14 protein-coding genes are annotated in these 17,187 nt (G+C 43.1%); 5 read left to right on the top strand and 9 right to left on the bottom strand.

The genetic code is table 11. From position 1 onward, the window contains the following. Positions 1–5: 5 nt before the first annotated feature. From ABDD95_RS10580 to ABDD95_RS10590, 3 genes are all read right to left on the bottom strand, one after another. Positions 6–5,537, bottom strand: a complete 5,532-nt coding sequence (locus tag ABDD95_RS10580) for a PKD domain-containing protein (protein ID WP_345951859.1) — start codon at positions 5,535–5,537, stop codon at positions 6–8. Positions 5,538–5,750: 213 nt separating this feature from the next. Beyond that, positions 5,751–6,989 carry a nucleoside recognition domain-containing protein gene (locus ABDD95_RS10585; RefSeq protein ID WP_345951860.1) on the bottom strand — a complete coding sequence of 413 codons (1,239 nt, stop codon included), beginning with the start codon at positions 6,987–6,989 and terminating at the stop codon, positions 5,751–5,753. 27 nt (positions 6,990–7,016) lie between these two features. Next, positions 7,017–7,490, bottom strand: a complete 474-nt coding sequence (locus ABDD95_RS10590; RefSeq protein ID WP_345951861.1) for a hypothetical protein — start codon at positions 7,488–7,490, stop codon at positions 7,017–7,019. 94 nt (positions 7,491–7,584) lie between these two features. Between ABDD95_RS10590 and ABDD95_RS10595 the strand changes: the two genes are divergently transcribed. The 4 genes from ABDD95_RS10595 to ABDD95_RS10610 all read left to right on the top strand — a co-directional run bounded on the left by ABDD95_RS10595 (position 7,585) and on the right by ABDD95_RS10610 (position 11,668). After that, a complete protein-coding gene (locus ABDD95_RS10595) occupies positions 7,585–8,022 on the top strand; it encodes an OsmC family protein (protein WP_345951862.1) in 438 nt (145 codons plus the stop codon). Between the two features lie 10 nt (positions 8,023–8,032). Next, on the top strand, positions 8,033–9,223 hold the full coding sequence (locus ABDD95_RS10600; RefSeq protein WP_345951863.1) for an aminotransferase class I/II-fold pyridoxal phosphate-dependent enzyme: 1,191 nt from the start codon (positions 8,033–8,035) through the stop codon (positions 9,221–9,223). Positions 9,224–9,231: 8 nt separating this feature from the next. Beyond that, complete coding sequence (locus ABDD95_RS10605; RefSeq protein WP_345951864.1) at positions 9,232–10,074, top strand: maleylpyruvate isomerase N-terminal domain-containing protein; 843 nt, start codon at positions 9,232–9,234, stop codon at positions 10,072–10,074. Positions 10,075–10,324: 250 nt separating this feature from the next. Beyond that, positions 10,325–11,668 carry an OmpA family protein gene (locus tag ABDD95_RS10610; RefSeq protein WP_345951865.1) on the top strand — a complete coding sequence of 448 codons (1,344 nt, stop codon included), beginning with the start codon at positions 10,325–10,327 and terminating at the stop codon, positions 11,666–11,668. 53 nt (positions 11,669–11,721) lie between these two features. On the opposite strand, the gene ABDD95_RS10615 is transcribed toward ABDD95_RS10610, so the two are convergent. From ABDD95_RS10615 to ABDD95_RS10640, 6 genes are all read right to left on the bottom strand, one after another. Continuing rightward, positions 11,722–12,105, bottom strand: coding sequence for an SRPBCC domain-containing protein (locus tag ABDD95_RS10615; RefSeq protein ID WP_345951866.1), 384 nt, complete (start codon positions 12,103–12,105; stop codon positions 11,722–11,724). Positions 12,106–12,216: 111 nt separating this feature from the next. Continuing rightward, positions 12,217–13,440 carry a serine hydrolase gene (locus tag ABDD95_RS10620; RefSeq protein WP_345951867.1) on the bottom strand — a complete coding sequence of 408 codons (1,224 nt, stop codon included), beginning with the start codon at positions 13,438–13,440 and terminating at the stop codon, positions 12,217–12,219. A 45-nt stretch (positions 13,441–13,485) separates the two neighbouring features. Then, positions 13,486–14,010 (bottom strand): GNAT family N-acetyltransferase, encoded by a 525-nt coding sequence (locus ABDD95_RS10625; protein ID WP_345951868.1) that lies wholly within the window; start codon positions 14,008–14,010, stop codon positions 13,486–13,488. A 5-nt stretch (positions 14,011–14,015) separates the two neighbouring features. Further along, positions 14,016–14,606, bottom strand: coding sequence for a hypothetical protein (locus ABDD95_RS10630; protein ID WP_345951869.1), 591 nt, complete (start codon positions 14,604–14,606; stop codon positions 14,016–14,018). After that, a complete protein-coding gene (locus tag ABDD95_RS10635; RefSeq protein ID WP_345951870.1) occupies positions 14,593–15,090 on the bottom strand; it encodes an RNA polymerase sigma factor in 498 nt (165 codons plus the stop codon). Before ABDD95_RS10635 ends, ABDD95_RS10630 begins: the two co-directional genes overlap by 14 nt. 51 nt (positions 15,091–15,141) lie before the next feature. After that, entirely contained in the window at positions 15,142–15,666 is a 525-nt protein-coding gene (locus ABDD95_RS10640; protein ID WP_345951871.1) for a hypothetical protein, read from the bottom strand. A 61-nt stretch (positions 15,667–15,727) separates the two neighbouring features. Here ABDD95_RS10640 and ABDD95_RS10645 point away from each other — a divergent pair, with 61 nt between their 5' ends. Beyond that, positions 15,728–17,101 (top strand): dicarboxylate/amino acid:cation symporter, encoded by a 1,374-nt coding sequence (locus tag ABDD95_RS10645; RefSeq protein ID WP_345951872.1) that lies wholly within the window; start codon positions 15,728–15,730, stop codon positions 17,099–17,101. Positions 17,102–17,187: the final 86 nt, after the last annotated feature.

Below are 17,187 nucleotides of genomic sequence, written 5' to 3' on the forward strand. Positions count from 1 at the left end.
CTTTATTACCTTATTAAGTGTATAGCACCTGTTCGCTTAGGCGACGAATTGTTATACGACATTCCCTTCCATTCAGAACCATTAATAAAACTGGCTTCGATTTGCCATATGTATACCCCCTGCGGCAATGGTGATCCTTGGAAGGTTCCGTCCCAGGAATCGGTTGGCTCGCCACGTGCATCAAGCTTCGTTGTTTCCCAAACCATTTGACCGTAGTTGTTAAATATGCGCATGTGCCACTGGCGTAAACCCGATCCTTTTGTGGCAAACGTGCGTAACTCAGGGTTGGTACTGCTTGGCGTAAATGCATTAGGCACATACAACTGCCCCGGTATGCCAGTTATACGCACATAGTGTGTTTTAGTTGTACCACAATACTGGTTTGATGTGGTTAACGTAACTTTGTATAGCCCCGTATCGGCATAGGCATGCGTTGGGTTTTGTTGCGTTGAAGCGCTACCATCACCAAAGTTCCATCTCCATGACTTAGGATTATTACTTGTTAAATCCTCAAAAGAGAAAGTGTAATTAGGATACGTTTGCACACTGTCGGGTCTTGCCCTAAACTCGGCTATAGACGGAGCATTAACAGTAATAGTACGTGTTGTTGTTTCTGTACAACCAGTGGTACGGTTGGTGACTGTTAATGTAACCGTGTAGGGTGAGCTTAGATAATCGTACGTATGTGCCGGCGGTGTGCGCTGTTCAGATGTATTAGGGTTGCTTGCGGTAGCCCGGGCATCACCAAAATTCCAGCTGTAAGCAAAATCGCCCGCGTTAGTTGATTCCGGCGTGTTGTTTGCAAAGTTTACCGTTAAGGTTTTACATCCTACACCATTATCCGGCGTAAAGGCTGGCGCAGGTTTCTCGCTTATCACTATGGTTACCGGTTGTGACGGCGCATTTTGTGCACAATCATTAGTGGCATATAAAATAACCTGGTAGGTGCCGGCACGGCTAAATGTATGCGGCAAACCGTTGGTGTTTAAGGTAGTTGTCGGTACACTTCCGTCACCCCAATCAATGCGGTAAAATGTTCCGCCCTGACTTGTATTAATAAAATTCACCGTATGCGGTGCGCAGCCAAAGCGTTCGCCGGTAGTAGCGGTGGTTATACCTGCAAACACGGTACGTGCACTTACCACAATTGGAATACCAGCACTGCGCCCTGTACCACACGTAGATTGTGCTTCCATGTAAACAGAGTAATTACCTTGGTCGGGAATTACCAGCGTTTGCTGCGCTTTGTTATTAACCGGTTCAGGGGTAATTACATCGTTACCACTGGCATCAACAACATGGTAAATGTACTTATCATTGTTGCCTGGCGAAATATTATCCACCACCAATGAGAATGGTGCACAGCCCGAAGTGGATTTTGGTGAAATACGGGCAACCGGCACAGCAGGCTTAATGGTAACCGTACTAGTCATGGTGGTAACACTACATGACGTAGTAGCTGTAAGTTTAACGGTGTACTCTACGTCTTTACCATCAGTTGATGCTGCGAATGTTACCTGATCCGGCTGTTCTTTGGTTGACGTTATTCCGTTGCCAAAGTCCCACAAATAGGTGCCGCCGCCTATTGGGGTTGATGTGTTGGTAAAAGTTACGTTGGTTGTACCACAGTTTTGTGTAGCCGTTTGCGTATAACTTGCAGTTATAAATTTTACAGTCTTAAAAATATGTGTTGATACCGCAGACTCGCATCCAAACTTGCTAGTCACCACCAAACGAATTTCAACGGTTTCCCCGTCAGTATTAATCGTATATCCTGGGAACGTTACGCCGGTTCCGATTATCTGGTTGTTGGCATACCAAGTGTAATCGGCGTTGCGGTCGGGGTAGGCTACACCTTTAATATTCTGTGCGTTCAATGCAAATGGTATACAATCAGCATCTTTAGTCCACGTAAATTCGGCTTTAGCATCCGGATTAACAGTGATGGAAATTGTGTTGCTATAATTACTTTGAACACCATTACATAATAGTGAGCTAACAACACGACGATACTGAATATTACCAATCAAAACAGGTGTAGTATAATTAACATCTGTAGCGCCGGTAATATTCGACCAGTTGTTTCCGCCGTCAGTGCTGCTTTGCCACTGGAAACTGAAATTTCCGTCAGCACCAGCTGGCGTACTGCCTGTTATTATACCTGCCGAATGATTAACACAAACATCGGTTGTTGGTATGCTGATACTGTTGCCGCTAATAGCAGGCTGTACCATAATTTGCACGACGTTACTTTTGTCCTCCGTACAAGCGCCAGAACTTACTGAACGTCTGAAGTAAGTAGTTTCAATAACCTGCATGTTGAGGTTTTTGCCGGTTTGGTTAGAAAGAACCAACCAATTTGTGCCATCGGCGCTGCTCTCCCATAAGTAGGTGTAAGTGCCGCTGCCTCCGGTTGGTGTGCTGCCTGTAATGCTTATGTTTTGACCTGAACAGGTAGTTGGGCTGGTTAAAGTAACGGTGTTGTTGCTGATAGGAGGATTATTTGTAACCTTAACTTCATTAAACTTGGGTGTACACTGCGCTGCGCCGGTTATTGTCCATCTAAAGGTATACACCTGGCCTTGTTGCAGGCCGCTTACTGTGGTGTTAAACTTTGTGGCGTCGGTAAACGAAACGCCCGACTGGCCTGAAGTTAGTGTCCATGTACCGGTAAACGAACCTGGATCGTTTCCTTTTAGCTGGTAAGTTGGTTGGTTACATAACACAGCATCGGTACCGGCATCAGCATCGGGTACCTGCGGTTGTACCGTTATTGTTATGGTCTTGGCGTCGCCGCTGCAGTTATCTGCCGAACTTGTATTATATGGGGTAACCGTATAAGTTACGGTAGCCGGAACAGTTCCGGTGTTGATCAGTACCTGGCTTATACCGGTTACGTTTGTTGGGGCGCCCTGATCTGCTGCACCCGTTACATCGCCCGTTGTGGCAACTGTCCAGGTATATCGGGTGCCAGTTACATTGGATGTGAACTGTACCCCAGCCGGCGAGCCGCTACAAATAGTGTTACCTGGCTGACCTGTCAAATTAATCTCTGGTTTGGGTACCACCGTTACCGTGAGGTTGAATGGTGTTCCATCACAGCCGTTAGCGTTAGGTACAATAGTATAAGTTACCGTTCCATTAGCAGTAGGTGATGAATTAACCAACACATCATTAATATCGCCCGATCCGCTGGCTGTAAAGCCGCTTACATTAGCCGAGCTTTGTGTAACCTGCCAGTTAAAAGTACTACCAGCAACAGTTGATGTAGGTACATAGGCTACTGTACCGCCGGTACATATTATTTTTGTAGCAGGACTTGTAATATCGTTTTGCGGATTGATGTTAATAATTACCTCATCCTTAATAGTAGCGCAATCGCCCGGAAGGGTTGTGGTTATCGTTACTGTCAGCTTTACCTGGCCTGCAGTTCTATCTGCCGCACTTGGCGTATAAACCGGCTTGTCGATATTATTATTGCTAAAAGTTCCGGTTCCGGAAGTAGTCCAAACCAAGGTATTGTACGCACCGGTTACCGATCCATCCAACTGGGCAGGTGAGCCAAAGCACACTGTTTGATCCGTTCCCGCTGTAAGGGTCGGCGCTTCTTTAAAGGTGATATGCTGTGTTTGAGATGTTACTGTACCGCAATCATTAGTGTGTTTAACGGTTACATCGTAGGTGCCGAAGTCAGGAAAACTTATTTGTGGATATTGACTGTTAGCTGTAGTATTATTTACGAATGTTGCAGGTGAAACGCCGTTTTGTCCAACTACTGTCCACAAGTAAGTATCCGGTTTTGGGTCAACCGTACCAGTTAAAACAACCCGCGTGGCGCTGCCGGTAGTATTATCAAATGTTAAAATTTGTCCTTTACCGCAAAGTGAAAAATCAGGCGATAGGGTGGCAGTTGGCACGTTGCTTACAATGATAGTTTTGATGGTACTTTGAGCCACATCACAAACGCCATTATCAACCTCTAACTGTACGTCATATTTGCCAGCTGTCGAAAAGATGATTTGAGGGTTAGAGCTATTCTTGGTTGATCCGGCTGCATAAGTATAACCGGTAGCTGGGGTTATTTTCCAATTATAAGTAATGGGATTGTTGCAGGGGTTGCTAACTACAGAGGCGTTAGTTAAAGTAACAGGGCCGCTTCCTATACATATGTTGGTTGGTACGTTGGTGGCTGCCTGCGGTGCATCCTGCACACAAATGGTGTGCACTGCATCTGGAGCAATACATGGCGTTGCGCTGGTAAGCTTTAAAGATACGGTATAGGTGCCCGCTGTGGTAAAGGTATATTTAAACGGTATATTCTTTTTTGAGTTGAACGGTGGTACCGGCTGCCCGTTTATATACCATTGGTAAGTTGCATTAGGATTCTCACAAGACGCACCGCCAGCAGTACTGCTCACAATCTGACCGGCGTAGGATATGTTGGTGAATGTAACCTCCTTACCGGTACAAGCTTTTGTTGGACCACTTATAGCATTTTTAGGTGGTGATAACACAGCCTGGTCACCGCTCAGTGTCTTCGTTTGATCGGGGCAGTAAGGGTTTGATACTCTAAAGGCGACCTCGAATTTATTGGTAACAACACCTTCAGCGTTCTTGGCTCCGCATGATGAAACGAGGTAATCATGGCTAAGCACACCGTTGGTAGCTAAAATCTGAAAGTAGGTTAAATTTGAATTGCTGCCATCGCCCCATTTGATATTATAAATGGTGCCCGGGTAGTTGGTTTGAATACCGCCACCACCAGTTATATTTACACTATACGAAACGCGCGCATAACTTTGCTCAGGCAAACACACACTCGATGAGTTTTGCGTTTGGAAACTGTTGCTGATGTAATTGTTAATTAGCAGATAAGCCTTTGTGCCTACAACGCCATTATTCACTGCCTTAACCAGTATAGTATAGTTGCTCGTTTTAGCTGTAAATGTGGTAGGCGTGCTTAAGGATATGGTTTGTTCATCAGCCTGCGATAAATCATTAAAAAAGTTAGCTGTTACTGTAGACCCGGGTGTTGACTGGTCTACAAATAGGAAAGGATAATCGCCGTTGGTGAAACAAGTCCCAAATACTTCGGGGCTCGTGCTGCTTACTTCTGTTGAACTTGTACCCGCTTGTACAGCTGTGCCAGCTGCAACGGTGAAAGCAGTTGAGGGGGCGCTCACTGTAAGTGGGGCGGTTGTTTTTACTCTAACCTTATAACCCGTTCCTGCAGGCGTATTAGCAGGCAAAACACCGTTCACAAACCCTGTGTAATAACCGCTAAATTCCCCTATAAATTTTTCTGCGGCAAAGTTGCCGTTGGCATCCGATAAGTATAGTTGGTACTTATTGTTATTAGCGTTCAGATCACCGTTGGCATCTGTAACGGTTAAGGTAGCGGCAATGGTAGAACCTGGCGCATACGGACCAGCATCAACATTACGGATGGTTACTGTTTGGGCATAAACACTTGCACCACCGCAAACACAACAACAAAAGACAAGCCCTGCAATAAACCGTGTAAATATTCTAACCATCTAAAATGTAAAGTATATGAACGTATTCGGCTATATTTAAAATAGCAATTAAGTCCTTTTACGGTAGGATGGTGGAAAGGTTAGTGCGAAAAAAAATTATTTAACATTAGCAAAAAAATAATATCAAATGGAGATATTATTTTTCTGCTAATGATATTTATATATAGAAGCTTGAGTATTGATGTGCTTGATTTACTGTAATATTTTATAATACTATCCGAAAAAAAGATAAGAGATTAATATAGCAGCTATTACGCCGGCCAAGTCGGCAATGAGGCTGGCAGGTATAACGTAACGCGTTCTTTTAACGCCAATTGAACCGAAGTACAAGGCTACCATATAAAACGTAGTATCAGCAGCACCATATAATACGCTGGATAAGTGCCCTATAAAGCTGTCTGGCCCGTGCACTTTCATGTTATCCAACATTAATCCGCGTGCACCAGAAGCACTTAAAGGGCGTAGAATAGCAATTGGGATAACATCGGTGAACCGGGTATCCATATTAAAGTGGCCAAAAATCCATTTAAAACCATCGGCCACATAGATTAGTGCACCCGAGTTACGAAAAACACTTACGCCAACCAGCATGGCTACCAGGTATGGAATAATTTTAACAGAAGTTTCAAACCCTCCAATAGCACCTTCTATAAAGGCTTCAAAAACGTTTACTTTTTTGCGAAGCGCGCCAAGTATAAAGGCAACCGGTATTGCAAAAAGCATAAGGTTACTGGATACTTTTGATACCGTACCGATCTGTTCTTTACTTAAATAAACGGCAAAATACCATACAATAAAAGCAATAAACGCCGTTAGGCCGAGGAGCCAGCTAATAACAACTCGGTCGGCCAGGTTGATTTTTTGCTTGATGGCTACTACTAACAAGCCAACCAAAGTGGCTACATAAGTAGCAATAATACAAGGTATAAAAATATCTGTCGGGTCGTGCGAACCTAATATAGCTCGCTGGGCAATAATGCTTATGGGTAAAATGGTTAGACCAGAGGCATGCAAAACCATAAACATGATTTGTGAATTTGAGGCTGTTTCTTTAAGTGGGTTTAGCTCTTGTAAGCCTGCAATCGCTTTAAGCCCAATAGGGGTTGCGGCATTGTCCAACCCCAATAAGTTAGCAGAAAAGTTCATCATCATTTGCCCTGCTGCAGGATGATTTTTAGGAACTTCGGGGAACAGGCGTTGAAAGAAAGGGCCCACAACACGAGATAGGAAGTTAATTGCTCCGGCTTTTTCACCCACACGCATAATGCCCAGCCAAAATGCCATTGTACCAACTAACGGCAAGGCAATATCCATTACCGATGATTTTGAAGAGTCGAATACACCTTCAATAAGTTGCTTGAAGATTTCAGTATCGCCCAGAAAAATCAGCTTAAACAGTGCCATTAAAAAAGCGATCACAAAAAAACTTATCCAGATGTAATTAAGAGCCATATATGAGTATTGTAGAGCTAAAGTTAATTAATTGTAGGTTGTAATATTTTTATCGGACACTATTCGGATGTCATAGTCTTTCCGGATGGGGCTATAGGGTACTTTATCGTTTACAGTCATGTATATCATGCCTAAATCTTTTACCTTAATGCTGGTTATGCCGGAGTTGTCTTCCTGACTAAGCACAAAAGGCGAAATGGAGTTGACTAACAAATTTACCTGATTCAACTCGTCTGTAGCTAAATAAATATATATCCGCTTACCGTCGTTCCTGATCTCCACATCAGATGCCGCGTTACCAGGCAAACTTAAGTGGTACTTTAAGTTACCAGCTTTTTTCACTTTGAGCTTTGTATAACCTTTCGACTGCATAAAATCGTCGGCTTTTTGAGCGTTGTTGGTAATGATGTATAAAATATCTTCATAAGCCAGCAGGTTTCGTTGTGCCTGGCAAATCATTTGAGAAAAACACAAAGCTGCAATCACTAAAAGTATCTTCATTTGCAATTTATGTGCATAAAACTATCATTTTTATAGTAGGCAAACAAAACTTTCAACTCAAAATAATAATTTAGCCATCTTAATATCTATATATATGCCTAAAATAGAATTAGCAAGAGTTAGCGCCGATTATGGCTTTGAAGCCAGTGACGAAAACGGACATACCGTGCGCATGGATACAAGCCCCGAAAGTGGCGGCCAAAATTACGGCGTACGCCCTATGCAAATGTTGCTGATGGGTTTAGGCGGATGCTCGGCTATAGATGTGATCAGTATTCTGAAAAAACAACGTCAGGAAGTGCTTGACTACCGCATGGTAATTAATGGCGACCGTGAGCCGGGCGTAGAGCCATCCTTATGGGAAAATATAAACATCGAATTCCATTTAAAAGGTAACATTGATGAGGACAAGGCTAAACGTGCTGTTGAATTGTCTATAGGCAAATATTGCTCTGTTGCCGCTACGCTTGAAAAAGCAGGCGCCGAACTTAACTGGCGGGTGTTTATTCATCCTGCTGATACAACATTATAAGAACTCAAAAATGTCATTGAACGATTTACATCCTTTAACTAAAGCGATACGTTTGCGGTCTCCGCAAACGCTGCAAAATGAGCATTCAACACCGTTATACCTAACCAGCAGTTTCACATTTGATGAAGCTGAAGCCATGCGTGCAGCCTTTGCCGACGAAACAGACGATAATATTTACAGCCGTTTTAGTAACCCTAATGTTGATGAATTTATTGCTAAAATGTGCATGCTCGAAAACGCAGATGCAGGTTTTGCAACATCAACAGGTATGAGTGCGGTTTTTGCTTCTATGTTTGCCTTGTTGCAACAGGGCGATCACTTGTTGTGCTGCAGCTCCGTTTTTGGAAGCACCTTTACCGTTGTGACTAAGTACTTGCCTAAATACGGTATAACTTGCACACTGGTACCGGCAAATGATAAAGAAGCTTGGGAGGCAGCAGTACAATCCAACACAAAAATGGTGTATCTCGAAACACCTACCAATCCACAGCTGGAAGTAATTGACTTGGAATGGGCTGGTCAATTCAGTAAAAAACACAACCTTATCTTGAATGTAGATAACTGTTTTGCCACGCCGCTATTACAACGCCCTATTGAGTATGGCGCAGATTTAGTAGTACACTCAGCCACTAAGTGGATTGATGGACAGGGCAGGGTAATGGGTGGTATCGTAGTTGGCCGCGAGGATCTGATTAAGGAAATTTACCTGTTTTGCCGAAACACCGGACCAGCTTTATCACCATTTAACGCTTGGGTGTTGAGTAAAAGCCTGGAAACGTTGGATGTACGCATGCAGCGCCACTGTGCTAATGCCTTAAAAGTGGCTGAAGCGCTTCAAAATCACCAAAACGTAGCCTGGGTTAAATATCCCTTTCTACCTAATCATCCGCAATATGAAATTGCTAAAAAGCAAATGGCTTTTGGTGGCGGAATCTTATGTTTTGAGATTAAGGGTGGCTTAGAAGCTGGCCGCAGATTTCTGGACAACCTGCAAATGCTGTCGGTAACGGCCAACTTGGGCGATTCGCGTAGTATAGCTTCACATCCTGCAAGTACAACGCACTCAAAGCTTACAGATGCGCAGCGCTCGGCGGTAGGCATCACACCAGGCTTGATCAGAATTTCATGCGGTTTAGAAAAAGATGATGATATAATTGCAGATATTAGTCAGGCACTAAACCAAAGTGCTGCAAAAGTTTAATGTGATTTATGAGCCAGGTTATACCTATCAAAACCCTGCACTTATTCGAGAAGTTAGATAGTTTACTCATCGATTTGCTTAAATCCTTATCGGCAGATGACTGGGACATGCCAACGGTGTCGCCGCAGTGGACTGTTAAGGATATAGCAGCACACTTACTTGATGGTAATATGCGCGGTTTATCTATTTCACGTGACGGCTACAGGGGTGATCCACCCGGAGAGATTAATTCCTACCGGGATTTAGTAACATACCTGAATGATCTGAACACAATTTGGGTGTTAGCCTGGAAAAGAATCAGCCCTGCGATACTAATAGACCATTTACAATCAACCGGACGTGAGTACGTGGCTTATCTGCACGCACTAGATCCGTTTGCTCCAGCCATCTTTCCGGTTGTGTGGGCAGGCGAAACGGAATCAAAAAACTGGTTTCATATAGCGCGTGAATATACCGAGAAATGGCACCATCAACAGCAAATACGCGAAGCTATAGGCTTGCCGCACCCCTTAATGACGCGGGAATTGTTTTACCCTTGCATTGATACCTTATTGCGTGCATTGCCATATGCGTACCGGGATGTTAATGCCGAGGTTGGTACACTAATTAAAATTGAAATTACCGGTGATGCCGGTGGTATATGGTTTATAGAAAAAACTATGGGTGGCTGGCGGTTTGTAAAAAACCTGGCCAAAGCCGAACCTGCTGCAGCCGCCACATTCAGTCCCGAATCTGCATGGAAGCTTTTCACTAAGGCCATAAAGGCACAGGATGCCCAAGGCGAAATCAATCAGGAAGGAAATATTGATCTTTTAAAGCCCGTACTGTCTATGTTGTCTATCATGGCATAAACACGCGTTTTGTACATTTAAATATACATTTAAGGTTTCATAAAGGCCGGTATTACCTATACCGGCCTTTATGCATTTTTAAATCGCTGCTGTTGTTACTTGGCTGGCTTATAACTGTAAATAACTTAATTGCTGATAAACTGAAGTTCTAAAATCTCGAATTTATCAAATGTGGTTTGCATGGCATCAATGTTGCCCCTTGGCTGTACATCAGCGTAGCTATGCGCTCGTATTACAATCTAAAATTACAATGATGAAATTAAAACTAAAAAAAACCAGCCTGCTACTTTTGGGAGTTGCAGTAGGGGGTAACTTATTTGCACAAACTCCAGATTCTACTACAAATTCAGCTAACTATGTGAAACCTTTTTCAGGTGCTAACAACTTTCGGTCATGGTCAATCGGTTTACACGGCGGTATGACTTCAATTAATACCCTGTTTCAAGAAAAAACCGATTACGTAACAGCTAATGAGCGCCTGGGTTACGGTGGCTATGTAAAAAAGCAACTACTGCACGGTTTGGGTTTGCAAGCCAACTTTTTTAGAGGGCATGTACAAGGCTCAAACCCGCGTCAGATAGGTTATCCGGTACAGCGCTTTGAAACTAAGGTAAAGTATGCAGTTGATTTGAGTGCGGTAATTACGGTAGCTAACATCAACTGGTTAAATAACAAAAGCTTTATACAGCCGTATGTAAGCGTGGGTGCCGGTAATATGGGCTACACATCTACACTGACTAACAATAGCGGTACCATGGCTGGAGTTAGCGACAGGCATGATTGGTTTATACCAGTAGGCGGTGGTTTCAAGATAAATTTAGGTCCGGTTGTGAACCTGGATTTGGGTTACCAGGTTAATTTTGTGAACAGCGATTACCTGGATCAATTTGTCTCTGGCAGTGCACGCGATAAATTTGGCTACGCTCATGCAGGTCTGGAGTTTAGTTTAGGTAAACGTTCAAAACCTCAGCTGGCTACTCATAACCCCGTATCGTCAATGCGTACAGAGTACCTGATGGCTGAGCGCTCATTACAAATGCAATTAGACCAGCAAAAAGCTGACAATGCTAATTTACGTTCGGAGTTAAACACTGTAAGCCAAAACTTAACACGTTTAACTGCGGATAGCGATAGAGATGGTGTTTTTGATATTAATGATAAATGCCCCAACACTCCGGCCGGCACTAAGGTAGATGGTTCAGGTTGTCCATTACCAACTCCGGTAACCCGCGTTTATGTAACCGAAGAGGATCGGAAAGTAGTTAAAGAAGCTATTGCCAACCTTGAATTTGATTTGGGGAAAGCAACTATTCGCGAAAAATCATTTCCAAGTTTGAACCGCGTTGCCGAACTTCTTGTTAACAAGAACTTCAGCCTTAAGCTGGCTGGACATACAGACAACACAGGTTCTGACGCATTAAACCTGAAATTATCTAAAGACAGGGCAGAAGCTATTAAAGCTTATTTGGTAAGTCAGGGAGCCAATGCTTCTCGTATTGAGGCTACAGGCTACGGTGAAACACAACCCATAGCCAGCAATAATACTGCGGATGGTCGTCAGAAAAACCGTCGTGTAGAATTTACTTTATTTTAACAGAATACTTCTTATAAACAAAAAAGGCTGCCTGGATAGGCGGCCTTTTTGTTTTATATGCCTTCATAAAATTCTGCAATACTACCAAAGTAAACATCGTTCCAACCCTCAACAATATCATCATACGCTTCATCCGGAATGTTAGCGTGTCGCAACTCTACAGATGTATGCTGCTTATCGGCATGAAGCTTTATGGTAACGATTGAAGGCTCATCTTGACCGTCAAAATACCATTGCTGCACTATTTTTTTCCCTTCTTCAAACTCAAGGTTTTTACCAGTAATGCTGCCATCCCACATGCTAAATTCTGTGCCCGGAGTGGTCGACATTTCGGCCGGTTCGCCTGTCCAGAGCTGAATGGTTAGCGGATTAGTGATTGCTGCATAAATTTCTTCTGGGGTGGCGTTTATAGAGTAATATTTTTTATAATCTTTCAAAATGTAATTTTTAATCAGTGTAACGGTGTCATCAAAATTAACATATAATTTTCAGGTATGCGAGTTTTGTAGGCTGTTCTATTTCTACACCTAACCAAACGTTTGTATAAATCACTTCTTAAACGCTTCTAACAAAGCCTTTACTACACCATCCATATCGCGGTTTTCAATCCACCGTACCACCATCACCACATCATGCTCAGGGTCGCAATAAATCATGTTAGTGCCGTTGCCTATGTGTACCCAAGCACTGGCCGGGGCCGAAGGTAGTAGCTTTTTATCGATGTTTAAAAACCAGTTCATGTATCCATAACCTGTGTTAGCTTTGGTGGGCGTAAGTGCTTGTTTTATCCACTGTTCACTAATAAGTTGCCTACCGTTCCATTTGCCTTGCCTCAAGGTAAGCAAACCAAAGCGAGCCATATCAAACGTATTGATAAACATACCGCCTCCCCAATGGCCGCCACCGCTTACTGATTGTACAGGCTGACCATCGAGTACAATCCATGAAGTCTTGTAACCCGTCCAGCGCCACGTGCTCGATGCGCCTATTGGATCCATTATGGTTTCTTTAAGCACCTGTGGCAATGGCTTACGCCAAACAGATGTGGCTGCAAGCGCAAGTGCGTTCACACGTACATCGTTGTATTTGTACACTTCGCCCGGCTCATTGCGTTTGCGAGCTTTGTACTGCTCAATATCGCCCTGCGGACGATCGGCCCAATCGGGTTTACCCCACAACGTGCCTTCCCAATCGCTGGTTTGGCGCAGCATCACTTCCCAGGTCAAACGCCGGTTGTGTTCAGATGCAAATGGATAAATAATACTGCTTTGTGAAGAATCGAATCCGTTTGTATTGATCTTCAGATCATATAATTCTACAAAGGGAACATAGTTCGCAACTGTGTCTGTGGTACTATGGATAAGGCCACGATCAACAGCCACGCCAACCACTGTGGATAACAGGCTCTTGGTAACGCTGTTAACAATATCTACCCGACTTGGCTGGCCCCACTGCGCCACTACGTAACCTTTGTAAACAATTAAGCCGGAAGCGTCGCCCCGGTCTGTTAGCGGGCCAACCGCCTCGCTAAAAGGCTCCCGACCAAAACTTTGATGTTGTGATAACTCGCCATTGCGTGAAGATTTAGCCTCATGAGCCTTTGCAAAGCTGATGGTATTTTTGATTGCCTGCTCATTAAGCCCCAACTGGCTTGGTGCTCTGGTTTGCCAATTGCCAGCCGGTGGGTAATAGCCTGATAACGTTTTATTTTTCTGACCAAATGCATTGGTGCCCAACATCAGCAGAGCAATGGTAATTAAAGGACGTTTCATGGTAGCAATATAAGCAGAGTTGCTAACTATTGAAACACCTATGGACTAACGCAATACCTTTCTCATCAACAAATCGGTTTGCTGATCATTCCCTAACATAAAACTATGACTGCCACAATGCTCGAAACCCAGACGCTCATACAGCCGAATAGCGTTCACGTTGTGTTCCCATACACCAAGCCATATAAAGCGGCAACTTAAGGCATGAGCCTGTTCGAAAGCAAATGTTAGCAGTTGTTGTCCAATTTGCCTGCCCTGGTACTTAGCCAGCACATAAAGGCGTTCAACTTCGAGGCTGTTCTCCCGTTTAAATTCGTGTTGGGCGTTCCCTGTATTGAGTTTTATGAAACCTACAACTTCTCTATCAAACCTGGCAAAGTAAAATACAGAGCCAGGCGTATTTATTTCATCTTTAAGTGTATCAATATTGAAGGCATTAGCTGCATAAGCTTCCATATCATCTGCATTATTCAAATGATAAAAAGCTGCAAAAAAAGTTTCACGACTTATAGCCGATAAGGCTCCTGCATCGTCGGCAGATAGTTTTTCAAGTTGTATGGAGTCGGCCATTAAAATTATTCGAATTGGCCCTCTAATCGTTCCAATCTTTCAATAAGATAACTCACCTTCTTCTGCTCACGTTGTATCAATCGGTCTTTCAAATAAAAGGTAGCTATAAGGATGTAAACACCACAAAAAGTATAATATAAAATCCTAAATATCAATGGTTTGTTTTGGAATACCTCAATGGTGTATAAGGATATGCCAAGGCAAATCATTAAAGCGAATGCATAATAAAACCTGCCGTTGAGATATGCACGCCTGTTTTGGTATTCTTTTAAACTTTTGAGATAAGCAGCGGGGTTCAAAGTTAAATCGTGTTTGGTTATTGTACGATAATCACCTATTTGTAGTACAAGGTAAGCAATCATGCCTAACAGCATTACAAATAAGCCAATGTAACTCAAACGCTGTTCGTACACTGCAAAAAGCGTTAAGCCTGATGTAAAAATCAGAGCCACAGCGGTAATTGCAATGCTGTAAAGCACCCTTATCCCTAATTTATTAATTCCCTTTTTTACCTGTTTAAGCACATCATCAACCGAAAGCTGGGGTTGCTTAGGTTGTTCTTGCCAAACCGATAGCAGGTGTTCAAAGTCTTTCATATTGATTATATAAATCGGTTAGCTTTTGTTTAATACGATGAATTTTCACCCGCAGATTTCCTTCGGATATTCCTGAGATGTCAGCGATTTCAGGATAGGGCAGTTCATCAAGCACCATTGTAATGATTATTCTCTCTGATTCTTCGAGCTTGGCTATACATTTATACAACAAAGCTACTTGTTCGTTTTTTTCTGATAGTTCTTCTTTACGGGTTTCGGCCAGTTGCGGAGTTAATTCTTCCTTAGCCTGGCGTTTTTCAGACCGCAGGTACGTTAAACAGGTGTTTACAGCAATGCGGTATATCCAGGTAGATATCATGGCGGTATTGCGAAACTTATCAAGGTTTTGCCAAACCTTTACAAAAGTCTCCTGTAGCAGGTCATGCGCCGCATCCTCGTCACCGGTGTAACCGTAGCACAAACGGTATATCTTTTTTGAGTTCGATTCAAATATCTGCCTAAAGGCAGCATCTTTATCAGCCACTGGGGTTAGTATTTAAGTTGTAGGGTTTAGATGGCCGAAAGATAACAATTGTTACACGTAATCGCGTTTATTTATCCAGCTCAGTTTTTCAGCAGCTTGTTCAACCACCTTCTCAAAATCGGTTTGAAAATCGTATTGAAGGTCCTCGTGCAATGCGCTCATCAATTTTTTTGTTTTTTCCAATTGCTTGTTAAGCAACTGCCTTAACGGTTTGTAGCCGGTGCGCCGATCAATGAACAACACATATTGTTTACAGTAATGCAGCAGTAAATCTATCTCGGCCGGTTTTGATGCCATAAATTTAGTATGCTTGGTAATTAGCTTTAAAGCCTTGCGCAGTGCTTTAGCCTGGTAGTAACTATGGCTAGGCAAAGAGCTGAATAGGAGATCTATTTCTTGTTTGACGCCGTCTGTATAGCCGGTCTCGTTATCGGCCTCAAAAAGCAGATAAGATAGTAGCTCCTTATTCTCTTTCTTATATTTAGCAAGGCGCAGGCATAAGTCGCTTATCTGGCTGCTGTTCAGGTGTTGTAATTCTTTTTTTATTGATTGTAAATTGTAGGTATTTATCCCCATGCCATCACTTTAATTTTAGCAAAATAGTAATTAGTTGTAGCTTAGCCACTCAATTCGTTTCATGAAACAAAGTAAACTTACCCTTTTTATTTTTATTGCCTTAGTTGCGGGTGTAATAACCGGATACTTGTACAATATCAAAGTTATAAATGTTTACAACAGCAACATTGCCGTTGCCGACGCCCGTGTTAAAGCCATTGATACCCGCTTGGTTAAGCTTACTGATACCACTGTAACTGAATACGCAAATCTAAAAACTGAACGCGCTACCGTTGTAAAGCAGCGTAAAGCCGATGATACTACACGGGAAGATAAATTGGTAGGCTTCAGCATATTGAGTGATATATTCCTGAGATTGATTAAAATGATTGTAGCTCCGTTGGTTTTTACCACACTAGTAGTTGGTGTAGCCAAGGTGGGCGATATAGGTGCAGTAGGGCGCATAGGTGGTAAAACTATGGTTTGGTTTATCAGCGCTACATTGGTTTCATTGTTATTGGGTATGATGCTGGTGAACTTTTTTAAACCGGGCGAGACTATGCATATTCCACTACCAGATAGCCACTTAAGTACCGGAATCCAAAAAACCGCTTTATCTCTTCGCGATTTTATTAGCCACGTATTTCCTAAGAGCTTTGTGGAAGCAATGGCTAACAATGAGATATTACAGATTGTGGTGTTTGCCTTGTTTTTTGGTGTAGCAACCGGTGCCATTGGCGAAAAAGGCGAAGTGGTTGTTAAAGCGATGGATGCCATTGCGCATGTTATATTGAAGATTACCGGCTATGTAATGCTGGTGGCCCCTTTGGCTGTGTTTGGAGCTATTACTGCTGTTGTAGCCAGGCAAGGTTTGGGAATATTATCAACCTATGCCGTGTTTATTGGCGAGTTTTATTTCTCGTTAGTGGTATTGTGGCTGGTTATATTGTTGGCTGGCTTTTTGGTGTTGCGGAAACGGGCCCTTACACTGGTTAACCGAATTAAGGATGCCATGCTCATTGCCTTTAGTACCTCAACCAGCGAGGCAGCCTACCCGCGTATATTAATGGAATTGGAGCGCTTTGGTTGCAATAACAAAATTGTAAGTTTTGTATTGCCACTAGGTTATTCTTTTAACCTCGATGGTTCTATGATGTACATGACGTTTGCCTCCTTATTCCTGGCGCAATCATACGGTATACATCTGGCTTTTGGTCAGCAGCTGTCTATGCTATTGGTGCTTATGCTAACCAGTAAGGGTATAGCCGGCGTACCACGTGCATCACTAGTGGTTATTGCGGGTACTATATCCATGTTTAACATTCCTGAGGCTGGTTTAGCGCTGCTTATCGGTATTGACCCTTTGTTGGATATGGGCCGTTCGGCTACCAACGTTTTAGGTAATGCTATGGCTACAGCAGTGGTGAGCAAATGGGAGGGAGAGCTAAAGAGCTGATAAATCTTAGTTAGCCGCTTAACCTGAATCTTGTACATGAACCGCCGTCAAACTGGTAAATTTATGACATTGAAAAACAGTTCTTG

Source organism: Mucilaginibacter sp. PAMB04274 (genome assembly GCF_039634385.2).
In the GTDB taxonomy this organism is placed as follows: domain Bacteria; phylum Bacteroidota; class Bacteroidia; order Sphingobacteriales; family Sphingobacteriaceae; genus Mucilaginibacter.